This is a genomic window from Massilia litorea (assembly GCF_015101885.1).
GTDB lineage: Bacteria > Pseudomonadota > Gammaproteobacteria > Burkholderiales > Burkholderiaceae_D > Telluria > Telluria litorea.
The window spans coordinates 4,416,490-4,428,545 of the sequence record NZ_CP062941.1 but is presented as its reverse complement, the minus strand read 5'-3'; the positions used below and the strand labels follow the sequence as shown (position 1 = coordinate 4,428,545).

Sequence of the window (12,056 nt, the reverse complement as noted above, 5' to 3'; positions counted from 1 at the left end):
CACGCGCATCGCAAGGACCGTTGCACGCCCCGCCACGCAAGGGCCTCTGCGGCCATGCCTGCGCCGCAGAGGCTCGTGCAGGCTGATGCGACGATGCCGACCTGAACTCCCGCTTGCGCCTTGCCGCCTTTCCCTCCGCAGCGGTTTTCCCTCATTCGATCAGCACGCGCCGGATGGCGCGGGCATGGCCCCGGAACGGCCGTCCGTACACGGTCTGGATGCCGCTGGCGAAATTCTCGCCCCAGACCAGTTGCGCACGCGTTTCGTGCGGTTCGGAAGACCAATACCACTCGCGCTCGAACTGCTCGCGCAGGTTGGCGAACAGCAGCGACAGCTCGCGCCGGTTCGGCAGCTCGCCGCCCTGGGCCGCAGCCCAGTCGAGCGCGCCGGGCCAGCCGACGTCGGCCGCGTCGCCGGGCAGCAGGATCAGGTGGTGGTCGGGGCCCCCATCCTTGCCCAGGATGATGCCCGCGTAATGTTCGCCTTCCTTCAGCGTATCTCGTAATTGCATATAAATGCCCATCGGTGTCCTCGCGCGTCGGTATCGGGTTATCCGGTCTGCAGGTATGACACCGGCCTCGGCGTGTTAGTTGCCTGGCTGGCTAGATATAGATCAGGAAGCTGTTCGAATTCTCCTCCACGAAGACAAGCGACTCCAGCCGGAAGGGGCGCGGGCCTTGTCGCGGCCAGGCGGCGGCCGTGGCGCCGCTCGGCCGGCCAGACCTCCATTTCCCTAGAGCTATTTCTAGCGTTAAACAATGTTTGTAACTCTAATACCTTGAAGAAATTAATCTGCAAAAAGGTTGAACTAAGGAAGTTTCCGCATCTCAAAGGTACGTATTCAATTTTTTGTTTAGGGAAACTTTCGCATGAAAAAACAAGCCTCCAACGCCATCCTTCGCAATGCCGCAGTCCTCCTGATCGCCTCCATCGCCGCCGGCGCCAGCGCCCAAACCTCCGTCACCCTGTCCGGCTACGACAGCCTGAGCGCCACCCCTGGCACCCAGAGCATGACCACCGTTCCCGGCACCACGTACAACTACTACGTGTCGCCGACCGGCTCGGACACCGCGGCCGGCACCAGCGCTGCGCCGTTCAGGACGCTGGCGCGCGCCGCCAAGGCAGCGATCAAGCCGAGCACGACTGTGTTCGTGGCGCCAGGGACCTACGCGGGCGGCTTCAAGACCACCGGTAACGGTACTGCAAGCGGCCGCATCTACTGGGTGTCGACCACGAAATGGGGCGCGAAGATCGTGCCGCCGGCGAGCTCGACCAACAAGACCGCCTGGGACAACCGCGGCCACTACGTCAGCATCATCGGTTTCGAAGTCGACGGCAGCAAGATCGCGGCCGGCACCAAGTGGACGCTCGGCATCTACACCGGCGGTTCGTACAACGTCATCGAAGGCAACCACGTCCACCACACGGCCAACACGATTCCATGCAGCAGCGCCGGCGGTTCGGCGATCGGCGTCGACAGCTATTACAAGGGCTTGATGGGCGACGTCATCGGTAACGTCGTGCACGATATCGGCCCGGCCGGCTGCACCTATGTCCAGGGCATCTATCACAGCACCTCGGGCACGATCAAGAACAACGTCGTCTACCGCGTGGGCTCGGCCGCGATCCACCTCTGGCACGATGCCAACAACCTGAAGATCGTCAACAACACGGTAAGCTCCTCGGTGTTCGGCATCATCGTCGGCGGTGGCGACTATTACTTCACCTCGGCCGGCGCGAACAATGTCGCCGTGTACAACAACATCGTCTACGACAACAAGTATGGCATCTCGGAGCAGGGCAAGACCGGCACCGCGAACAGCTACAAGAATAACCTGGTCTACAAGAACACGACCTATAACTGGCAGCTGCGCAACGGCCTGACCCACACCGGCACCATTTCGTCCGACCCGCTGCTCGCCGGCTACTCGCGTAGCGCGGCCATGCCGAACTTCCGTCCGAGCACCAGCTCGCCGGTGATCGGCCGCGGCATCGCGACCTATGCCCCAGCGACCGATATCGACGGCCGCGCGCGTAACGCGGGCGCCGGCTTCGACATCGGCGCCTACCAGCACTAATCAGTACCGAGCCGTACCAGCAGGTCCCGAGCAATTTCCGTTTAGCCCGCGCAGCCGCAAGGCGCGCGGGCTTTTTTACGTGCCCAGGCTCCGTGAACGTGGTGCGGATGCATCGGTGGAAGGTCAAAAGCCAGGCGGCATGATCTGGCGCAAATCCGCCCGGCAAATGTACATTGCAGAGTCAACACCATCGTGTAGAATCGATTGCTTCATGTTGCGGGTCGGGGCGGACGTCCCGGTGGCGCGCGGTTGATTCCGGCGTTCCCGACAACAGATCGAACACGGTACCTGGCATGTCACGCATCGCGCATCACGAGTCGACCAGTTTCACGTCCTTGCACGGCGCGGCGCCTGTCCGCGGCCGACCCCGACCGGACACCGCCGGTACCCGCATTCCAGGGCACTCCGCCCGGCTTGCCTGAGCTCGGCCGACGCAGCGCGTCGCGCCCGAGCTTCCCCGATCACGCTGCCGCCACGTCGCGGCCGCAATCCCGCAATCACTGTCCGTTTTCGGAAATGTACACAATGGATACTGTAGAAATGAACACGAACGAATCGCAAGACAATATCGGCGTCGAAGCCGGCCGCCGTCCGCGCCGCCGTATCGCCCAGCAACTGGTCGAGCGTGGCCAGCGCCTGCGCAGCCGCGCCGGCGTGCTGATCGGCTTGTCCCTGGGCCTGGTGGCGTTGCTGACGATGCTTGAATAGCCGCTTTTAATCGGGCAGCGGGGTCGCCATCTGCGGGCTGTCGGCCCCCGCCCGGTTCACTTGCGGCGTGACCTTGAACCATTCGAAGGCCTCGGGCGGCAAGGCCGCCTGGCGCGCCAGTTCGAGCGCCTGCTCGGGACTGATGTCCGGGTCCAGCCAGAGGGCGGCGTCGGCCGCCTCGAGCACGACCGGGCGCCGGTCATGGACGTCGAGCATGCCGTCGGCCGCGTCGTCGGTGACCAGCACGAAGCCGGCCTCGGCGCGGTTCTCGGTAAAGCTGCCGAAGTTGGCCAGCGCCAGCATGTAGAGCGGCGCACGGTCCTTGCGGTGGATGTGCCAGGGCTGCTTTTTCCCCTTCTCTCCGGTCCACTCGTACCAGCCCTCGGCCGGGACGATCGCGCGGCCGTTCTTCAGCAGCCGGCTCCAGTAGCGGTTGGTCAGCTTGTCGAGGCGGGCGTTGATGGAAATCGGCAGCTTGTCCTCGGCCCATTTCGCGCGATAACTCCAGAACACATCGTCGATGCGGCGTTCGCCGTCCTGGATGTGCATGACGGGGCGATACGTCCCCGGCGGCACGTTGTAGGCCGGCGCCGATTCGCTGTCGTACACGGCATCGGCCCAGCCGAATACGCTCGCGTAGTATCGTGCCGTCTGGCTTTGGTCAAATCGTCCACACATGGAAGCATGGTACTGCAAAACCCGCAGCGCACGATTGGCAACGGGGCAGCAGGGCAGGGCAAGGCGCAGGGTGGTGCTATCCTGCAGGTCTGATAACGAAGGAGCAGGGACATGGCGGCTGCCTGGCTGAAAGTACTGAAATCGGTTCCCTGGGGCGAGGTCATCTCGGCCGCGCCGCAGGTCGCGAACAGCGCCCGCAGGCTGTGGGAGACCGTCGGCCGCAAGGGCGCGCCCATGCCGAATACCGAGCTCGACGAAGCAGTGGCGCACATGCCGGCAGACGACGGCCTGGCCATGCTCGCCGCCCAGGTGGAACAGCAGGACGTCGCCATCGCCCAGCTGCATGGCCAGGTGCGCGAAGCGTCGAAGCTGATCGCGGAACTGGCCGACCAGAACGCCCAGCTGATCGCGAAACTGCAGGCGGCGCGCGAACGCCTGACCCTCATCGGTTTCGTCGCCGCGGCATCCGGCGTGCTGGGCCTCGTGGCGCTGGCCCTGGTGCTGGCGCGCACTTGATGAACCCTCTGAAGGCGCAGCCATGAAATTCGTCCTGATCCTGTTCTTCGGCTTCGTGCTGGTCGCGATGCTGATGAACTCCGGCCGCAAGCGCGGCATGCTCGGCAAGGATGCCGACAAGGCGGTGGCCGGCCTCGCCACCGCGATGCGTTATTTCCTCTACGGCCTGCTCGCCATCGGCGCCGCCGCCTGCGCGGTACTGATCTACCAGGGCAGCTAGGCTGCAGCACGCCGGCAACCCGACGGCGCCCCTTGCGGCGCCGTTTGCACATCCGCGTTATCAATCTCGAATGCCATTCTGGCCACTTTGTGGCGCGAATGATTCAGCACACATAAATCTCGTTTTCATCCTGCCATCAATTCGCCGATCGGCTGAAGCGAGGGCATAAAATTCCTGTAGGAAATTTGCCCTACGGAATCTTTCAGACCTCGACCGAGCGCCACGCTCCACCACCACCACCATGACCATGTTCGCCCTGCGGCAGCTGCCGCTCGCCTGTCTTTTCCTGTGCGCGCTCTCCGCGCATGCCGATGAACCCGCCCCTGGAGGCAGCGACAAGGCCTGGACCGTCACGGGCAACGCCGGCCTCGCCTCCCAATATATCTCGCGCGGCTTTCGCCAGACCTGGGGCAAGCCTGCCGTCCAGGCCGGCGTCGACATCAATCACCGCAGCGGCTGGAGCGCCGGCAGCTGGGTCTCGAACGTCAGCGACCGCTACATCGAAAACGGCAAGCTCGAATGGGACCTGTACGGCGGCTACAGCGGCAGCCTGGGCGAAGCCGGCTACAGCCTGAACGTGCTCTATTACAAGTATCCGGGCGCGGTCGTCAAGGCCACCGGCACCCGCTTCGATTACGGCGAACTGTCGGCTGGCCTCAGCTATAAATCGCTCTACGCCAAATACAACTACACGTTCACCCGCGACTTCTTCGGCATCGCCAACGCGCGCGGCACCGGCTATTTCGACGGCGGCGCCAACCTCGACCTCGGACACGCCACGGTGCTCAACCTGCACGCGGGCGAGGGCCGGGTGGCCGGCGCCGGCAACGATTACTGGAACTGGCGCGACGTGAAGGTCGGCCTGACACATACCCTGGCCGGGGGCTGGAGCGTGGCCGGAGCCTATACGCGCGCGTACGGCGCCACCCATGCCTATGACCGCTACACGACCGGCGTGCCCGATGCCGCCGGGCACATCGCCTACTCGAACCCGGCCAGGGGCAGCTTCGTGCTGACCCTCGTGCGTACCTTCTAATTTCTCCCGCACTCCCATGAAGACTTCCGACACCACTCCACGCCCCACACCGTCCCCACGCTTTGCGTTCTCGCTCAACACCCGCATCAGCGCTACCGCCACCGTGCTGGTCGTTCTCAGCCTCGGGATCACCTCCGCCTTCATCGGCGTCAAGGGCAGCGCCGACGCCGAAGAAGCGTCGATGCGCCTGGCCCGCACGGCAGCGCGCGAGACGGCCGGCGTGCTCGAAGGGCGCATCGGCGCCAACCTGAAGGCGGTCTCGACGGTCGCCGACGCCGTGCGCGCGACGGGCGCGGCGGGCGAAACCCTGGCCCGTGCCCAGGTCGGCACGGTGACCCGGTCGATGCTGCAAGGCTCGGAGGACCTGATCGGCGCCTCGGTCACCATGGAGCCCGATGCCCTGGACGGCAAGGATGCCGAGTTTGCCGGCAAGAAGCCGGAATACGACGCCAGCGGCCGCTACATGCCCTATTACACGCGCGGCGAGGGCGGCAAGATCGGGGTCGAGCCGATCGTGTTCACCACCGTGCCGGGAGCGAACGACTGGTATGACGTACCGAAGAGCACCGGCAAGCGCTTCCTGACCGAACCGTATTCCTACCCGATCAATGGCAAGGATGCGCTGATCGCCTCGCTCGTGGCACCGATCGTGATCGACGGCAAATTCAAGGGCGCGGCGACCGGCGACATGATGGTTTCCAAACTGTCCGCCATCCTGGCCGGCATGAAGCCGATCGAAGGCGGCGTGCTGACCCTGGTGTCGAACGGCGGCCTGTACGCGAGCAATCCGGTTGCCGCGCGCAACGGCAAGAAGGCCGATGACATCCCGGCCGCCGGCCTGGAAAGCATCCGCCAGGGCAAGCCCTACGAATTTACCGACGAGCACGGCATGGTGCGCCTGCTGCAGCCGCTGCGTCCACACCCGGAGATGGCGCCCTGGGCGGTCCAGCTCAGCTTCCCGCATGCGGTCGCCACCGCCTCGGCGCGCGAACTCGTGAAATATTCGCTGATGGTATCGAGCGCGTGCGCGCTGCTGGCCGCTGCCGTCATGGTCACCACGCTGTTCCGGCTGATGCGCCCGGTGCGCGCGCTGGCGGCGACGATGACCGGCCTTGCCGGCGGCAACGCCGACCTCTCGGCCCGCCTGGAAGTGCGCGGCACCGACGAGCTGGCCACGATTGCCTCCGGCTTCAATACGTTTGTTGCGAAAATCCAGGACGTGCTGGCGCGAGTGCGCCTGAGTTCGGACAGCGTCGCCGGCGCCAGCAATGAAATCCGCCAGGGCAACGCCAACCTGTCGGCCCGCACCGAGCAGCAGGCCAGCGCACTGGAGGAAACGGCGGCGTCGATGGAAGAACTGACCTCGACCGTGCGCCAGAACGCGGACAATGCGCGCCAGGCCAACCAGATGGCGGCCTCGGCCTCGGAAGTGGCGCTGCGCGGCGGCGAGGTCGTGGCCCAGGTGGTCCAGACCATGGCCTCGATCGACGCCTCCTCGCGCAAGGTGGTGGACATCATCTCCGTCATCGACGGCATCGCCTTCCAGACCAATATCCTGGCCCTGAACGCGGCCGTCGAGGCGGCGCGTGCGGGCGAGCAGGGACGCGGCTTCGCCGTCGTCGCCACCGAAGTGCGCAACCTGGCCCAGCGCAGCGCGGCCGCCGCGAAAGAGATCAAGGGCCTGATCGGCGACTCGGTCGACAAGGTCGGCATGGGCTCGATGCTGGTGGCCGAAGCGGGCCAGACGATGCAGCAGGTCGTCGAGAGCGTGCGCCGCGTGACCGATATCGTCAGCGAAATCAGCGCCGCCAGCGCCGAACAGAGCACGGGCATCGGCCAGGTCAACCAGGCCATCGTGCAGATGGACGATGCGACCCAGCAGAACGCGGCGCTGGTGGAAGAGGCGGCGGCGGCCACCGAGAGCCTGCAGGAACAGGCAGCGACCCTGGTGGCGCTGGTGGGGGAGTTCAAGCTGGAAAGCGGTGCTGTCCAGCCTGCACCTGCCGGTGCGCGCCAGCTGGCGCTGGCGGGCCCGCGATGAGCGCGACGGGCGCTCAAGCCTGTACCCGCGAGCGCAGCGCGCTTGCCCCGCGGGCGCGTCCGCCGCGGCGGCCGGCGCGTTCGCCGTCGCCCGCACGCGCGGCCTGGCGCGCCGCGGATCCGGCCGCCACGCACGACCGGGCGCGGCTGCAGCCGCCCTGCGGCGCCGACCAGGGCACGGGCCGGCACGGCGACGACGTGCCGCTCGTGTCGACGGGGGTAAACTTGCAATTTTGACCCCGGCATATCACGCCTGTGCTAGAATCCTGCCGCGCTGCCCGGATGGTGAAACTGGTAGACACCCGGGACTTAAAATCCCGTGCTCGCAAGGGCGTGCCGGTTCGATCCCGGCTCCGGGCACCAGTAATGCATGGCGCCGTACCACACATCGAAACCCGCTTGCCCCGACGGCAACGCGGGTTTTTTTGTGCCGCTGCGCGGCCTCGCATCCGCACCCTATGGCCGAGCCATCGAATGGCGTATCATGCTCCCCGGCGCAGAGAAGCCTTCAATGCGCGCCGTTACAAGAGCTGCAAGGACCCGAATTTTGAATATCACCATCAATGACCAACTGCGCGCCTTCGTCGATCCGCTGAGCGCCATCGAATACGAAGCGCTCGAGCGCAGCCTGCTGGCGGAAGGCTGCCGCGATGCCCTCGTCCTCTGGCGCGACGTCCTGATCGACGGCCATAACCGCTACGAGATCTGCCGCCGCCATGACATCCCGTTCCGTACCGTCCACAACAACAACTTCGAGTCCATCGAAGACGTCATGCTGTGGATGATCGACAACCACCTGGCGCGCCGCAGCGTCTCGGATTTCCAGCGCGGCATGCTCGCGCTGAAGAAAAAGGAAATCGTGACCGCGCGCATGGCGCAGCAGATGGCCGACGAGCCGCCGGTGCCGAACCCGGACGACATGGATACGCGCCCGCCGCCGCCGTGGAACACGCGCGAGGAAGTCGCGAAGGCGGCGCGGGTGTCGAGCAATACCATCAGCCAGATCGAACGCATCCAGAAGGCGGCCACGCCCCAGCTGGTCGAAGCAGTGCGTTCCGGCACGATCTCGATCAACGCCGCCGCCAACGTGGCCTCGCTGCCGCAGGAGGCGCAGATTGCCGCCGTCGCCGGTGGACGCAAGGAGTTGCAGCAGGCCGCGCGCCAGGTGCGCGAGCAGAAGGCGGCCGCGAAGCCGAAGAAATTCGGGCCGGACGGTGAGCCGATCGACGAAAAGGCCGCCCTGAAAGCGGAGATCGCCGCGCTGAAGGACCGCATGGCGACTTTGCTGACCGAGAACGAAATACTGAAGCAGAAGCTCGCCAACAACGCAGCCTGATCGTCCAAAGCGATCACCACACGGAGAATCCGCATGATCCTGTCCCGCCTCGTTTCCTCGACCTTCGCCCTGACCCTTGCCGGAGCGGCACTGCCGGCCTGGGCCGTGCAGGATGCGCCGATCGGTGTCGCCGCCAAAACGGCGCCGAATGCCGCGGAACTGGCGCGCTGGCAAAAGACGGCAGGGCGGGTCACGATCATGCGCGACAAATGGGGCATTCCCCACGTCTTCGGCAAGCGCGACGCCGATGCCGTGTTCGGCATGGTCTATGCCCAGGCCGAGGACGACTTCAACCGCGTCGAACTGAACTACATCAACGCGATGGGGCGCCTGGCCGAAGTCGAGGGCGAGAAGGAAGTCTGGCGCGACCTGCGCATGAAGCTCTACATCCGGCCGGACGACATGCGGGCGAAGTACGCGGCCAGCCCGGCCTGGCTCAAGGACTTGATGATTGCCTGGGCCGACGGCCTGAATTTTTACCTGCACACGCATCCGGAAGTCAAACCGAAGCTCCTGAGCCGCTTCGAGCCGTGGATGGCGCTCTCCTTCAGCGAAGGCAGCATCGGCGGCGACATCGAGGAAATCGACCTGAAGGAGCTGGAAGCCTTCTACGGCAAGGCCTTACAGCCGACCCTCGCCGACAACCGGAATCTGCTGGACGCCGAGCCGCGCGGCTCGAACGGCTTCGCGATCGCTCCCAAACTGTCCGCCTCGGGCCATCCGCTGCTGCTGATTAATCCGCATACCTCCTTCTACTTCCGCCCCGAGATCCACATGGTGAGCGAGCAGGGCCTGAACGCCTACGGCGCCGTGACCTGGGGCCAGTTCTTCATCTACCAGGGTTTCAATGAGCGCGCCGGCTGGATGCACACCTCGGGCGGCGGCGACGTGATCGACGAATACCTGGAAACGGTGGTCGAGCGCAAAGGCAAGTATTTCTACAAATACGGCGGGCAGGAGCGGGCCCTGCGCGCCGTCCCGCTGACGCTGCCTTTCAGGAAGCCGGACGGCAGCATGGGCAGCCGCAGCATCACCGCTTATTTCAGCCACCACGGCCCGATCGTGCGCGGCCAGGACGGCAAGTGGGTGGCAGTCAGGATGATGGACGAGCCTGTGAAGGCGCTGACCCAGTCGTATTCGCGCACCAAGGCGAAGAATTACGCCGCCTTCTACAAGGCAATGGAGCTGCGCACGAATTCCTCGAACAACACCGTGTATGCGGACGCCGACGGAAATATCGCCTACTTCCACGGCAATTTCATTCCGAAACGCGACCCGCGGTTCGACTGGTCGAAGCCGGTCGACGGCAGCAACCCGGCTACCGAATGGCAGGGGCTGCACGAAATCCGCGACACCATCACGCTGTTCAACCCGGCGAGCGGCTATATCTCGAACACCAACAACTGGCCCTTCAGCTCCTCGGGCGCGAACAGCCCGAAACTGCAGGACTATCCGGCCTACATGTGGTCGCTGCCCGAGAACGCGCGCGGCCGCCACGCCGAACGGGTGCTGAAGGATGCGAAGAACCTGACCCTCGACAGCCTGATCGCCACCGCCTACGATCCCTACCTGACGGCCTTCGAGCCGCTGGTGCCGCAGCTGGCGAAAGACTTCGACGCCTTGCCGGCCGGCGACGCGCGCAAGACGGCGCTTGCCGAGCAGGTCGCCAGCCTGCGCGGCTGGGACCTGCGCTGGGCCGCCAATTCGGTGCCGACGGCACTGGCGGTTTACTGGGGCCAGGAAATGGTGACGGCGAACGCGCCGCGGGCAAAGGCAGCGAATATCCCGACCGTCGACTTCATCACGACCAGGTTGACCGCGGACGAGCGCCTCGAAGCACTGGGCCGCGCCAGCGAAAAACTGACGAAGGACTTCGGCACCTGGAAAACCCCGTGGGGCGAGATCAACCGCTTCCAGCGCATCAGCGGCGATGTGCAGCAGGAATACGACGACAGCAAGCCGAGCTGGCCAGTGGCCTTCACCTCGGCCAACTGGGGCTCGCTCGCTTCCTTCGGCATGGTGGCGAAACAGAAGACCAAACGCATCTACGGCGACCGCGGCAACAGCTTTGTCGCCGTCGTCGAGTTCGGTCCAAAGCTCAAGGCGAAGAGCATCCTGGCCGGCGGCCAGAGCGGCAATCCGGCCTCGAAACACTTCGCCGACCAGGCCGAGATGTACAGCCGCGGCGAGTTCAAGGACGTGCTGTTCTACAAGGAAGACATCCAGAAACAGCTCGAGCGCAGCTATCGGCCGGGGCAATAAATGGAAGGCAGCGAAAAGGACAAGATGCTGGCGGGCGAGCTGTATCACCCGAGCGCTCCCGAGCTGCAGGTGGAACTCGCAGCCTGCGCCGCCTGGCTGGCGCGCTACAACGCGGCGATGGGCGAGCCGGCCGATGTCTGGCACCGGCTGCTGCAGGAACGGGTGCCGGCGGCAGGCGAGGGCGTCATGGTGCGTCCTCCCTTTTACTGCGACTACGGTTTCAACCTTCGCCTCGGCGCCAGGGTCTTCCTCAACTACAACTGCGTGATCCTGGACACGGCGCTGGTGTCGATCGGCGACGACACCCGTATCGGCCCGGCCGTGCAGATCTACACGGCCGATCACCCGCGCGACCCGGCAGTCCGGCGCAGCGGCCTGGAGAAGGGTGTGCCCGTCACGATCGGGAAGAACGTCTGGATCGGCGGCGGCGCCATCATCCTGCCTGGTGTCAGCATCGGCGACGATGCCATCGTCGGCGCCGGCAGCGTCGTCACGCGCGACGTGCCGGCCGGAGCGACGGTGGCCGGCAATCCTGCCAGGGTCCTCAACGACTGAGCATCGGCTGAGCTGGCGCCACCGCCGCTGCACCGCTATAATTTCCGGATTCCAATTGGCGCACGGGCAGGGCAGTGGCAAAACTCTATTTCAGGTATTCGGCGATGAACGCCGGCAAGTCGACGGCTCTGCTGCAAGTGGCGCACAACTATGAAGAGCAGGGGCAGGTCGTCAAGCTGTATACGGCGGCGATCGACAACCGCTACGGCGTCGGCCTGATCACCTCGCGCCTGGGCCCGCAACGCGAGGTCGATACCTTCGATGGCGGCACCAATTTCCTCGCCGCCGCACCCAAGGTGTCTTGCGTGCTGGTCGACGAGGCGCAATTCCTCAGCAAGGAACAGGTGCAGCAGCTGCACCAGGTGGCGCAGGTGCGCGGCGTGCCCGTCATCTGCTACGGCCTGCGCAGCGATTTCCGCGGCGATCCTTTCCCCGGTTCGGCCTACCTGCTGGCGCTGGCCGACGACATCGAGGAAATCAAGAACATCTGCACCTGCGGCAAGAAGGCGACGATGAACGTGCGCGTCGACGAAGCCGGGCGCCGCATCCGCGAAGGCGAGCAGGTCAGCATCGGCGGCAACGAAAGCTACCGCCAGGCTTGCGGGCGCTGTTTCTATGCGCAATAAG

Annotated in this window: 12 protein-coding genes and 1 tRNA gene; 11 read left to right on the top strand and 2 right to left on the bottom strand. The window is 65.3% G+C overall.

Features of this window, described 5'->3' with window-relative positions; genetic code table 11:
- Positions 1-151: 151 nt before the first annotated feature.
- Positions 152-511, bottom strand: a complete 360-nt coding sequence (locus LPB04_RS19835) for a DUF1566 domain-containing protein (RefSeq protein WP_227496497.1) — start codon at positions 509-511, stop codon at positions 152-154.
- Between the two features lie 358 nt (positions 512-869).
- On the opposite strand from LPB04_RS19835, the gene LPB04_RS19830 reads away from it, so the two are divergent.
- Both LPB04_RS19830 and LPB04_RS19825 read left to right on the top strand, forming a co-directional pair.
- Positions 870-2,078: a right-handed parallel beta-helix repeat-containing protein gene (locus LPB04_RS19830; RefSeq protein ID WP_227496496.1), complete on the top strand. Its 1,209-nt coding sequence runs from the start codon at positions 870-872 to the stop codon at positions 2,076-2,078.
- 540 nt (positions 2,079-2,618) lie between these two features.
- The gene (locus LPB04_RS19825; protein WP_193686189.1) at positions 2,619-2,786 is read left to right on the top strand and encodes a hypothetical protein; all 168 of its coding nucleotides are present in this window, start codon (positions 2,619-2,621) and stop codon (positions 2,784-2,786) included.
- A 6-nt stretch (positions 2,787-2,792) separates the two neighbouring features.
- Here LPB04_RS19825 and LPB04_RS19820 read toward each other — a convergent pair whose 3' ends face one another.
- Positions 2,793-3,464: an SOS response-associated peptidase gene (locus LPB04_RS19820; protein ID WP_193686188.1), complete on the bottom strand. Its 672-nt coding sequence runs from the start codon at positions 3,462-3,464 to the stop codon at positions 2,793-2,795.
- A gap of 111 nt (positions 3,465-3,575) precedes the next feature.
- Between LPB04_RS19820 and LPB04_RS19815 the strand changes: the two genes are divergently transcribed.
- From LPB04_RS19815 to LPB04_RS19775, 9 genes are all read left to right on the top strand, one after another.
- Positions 3,576-3,980 (top strand): hypothetical protein, encoded by a 405-nt coding sequence (locus LPB04_RS19815; RefSeq protein WP_193686187.1) that lies wholly within the window; start codon positions 3,576-3,578, stop codon positions 3,978-3,980.
- A 22-nt stretch (positions 3,981-4,002) separates the two neighbouring features.
- Positions 4,003-4,200, top strand: a complete 198-nt coding sequence (locus LPB04_RS19810) for a hypothetical protein (RefSeq protein ID WP_193686186.1) — start codon at positions 4,003-4,005, stop codon at positions 4,198-4,200.
- 241 nt (positions 4,201-4,441) lie between these two features.
- Positions 4,442-5,236, top strand: coding sequence for a TorF family putative porin (locus LPB04_RS19805; protein WP_227496495.1), 795 nt, complete (start codon positions 4,442-4,444; stop codon positions 5,234-5,236).
- A 16-nt stretch (positions 5,237-5,252) separates the two neighbouring features.
- Entirely contained in the window at positions 5,253-7,277 is a 2,025-nt protein-coding gene (locus LPB04_RS19800) for a methyl-accepting chemotaxis protein (RefSeq protein ID WP_193686185.1), read from the top strand.
- Between the two features lie 275 nt (positions 7,278-7,552).
- Positions 7,553-7,639, top strand: a tRNA-Leu gene (locus tag LPB04_RS19795).
- A gap of 184 nt (positions 7,640-7,823) precedes the next feature.
- Positions 7,824-8,612: a hypothetical protein gene (locus LPB04_RS19790; protein ID WP_193686184.1), complete on the top strand. Its 789-nt coding sequence runs from the start codon at positions 7,824-7,826 to the stop codon at positions 8,610-8,612.
- 33 nt (positions 8,613-8,645) lie between these two features.
- The gene (locus LPB04_RS19785) at positions 8,646-10,874 is read left to right on the top strand and encodes a penicillin acylase family protein (protein WP_193686183.1); all 2,229 of its coding nucleotides are present in this window, start codon (positions 8,646-8,648) and stop codon (positions 10,872-10,874) included.
- Positions 10,875-11,429: a sugar O-acetyltransferase gene (locus tag LPB04_RS19780; RefSeq protein WP_193686182.1), complete on the top strand. Its 555-nt coding sequence runs from the start codon at positions 10,875-10,877 to the stop codon at positions 11,427-11,429. It abuts the gene before it with no gap.
- 74 nt (positions 11,430-11,503) lie between these two features.
- On the top strand, positions 11,504-12,055 hold the full coding sequence (locus LPB04_RS19775) for a thymidine kinase (RefSeq protein ID WP_193686181.1): 552 nt from the start codon (positions 11,504-11,506) through the stop codon (positions 12,053-12,055).
- Position 12,056 lies beyond the last annotated feature (1 nt).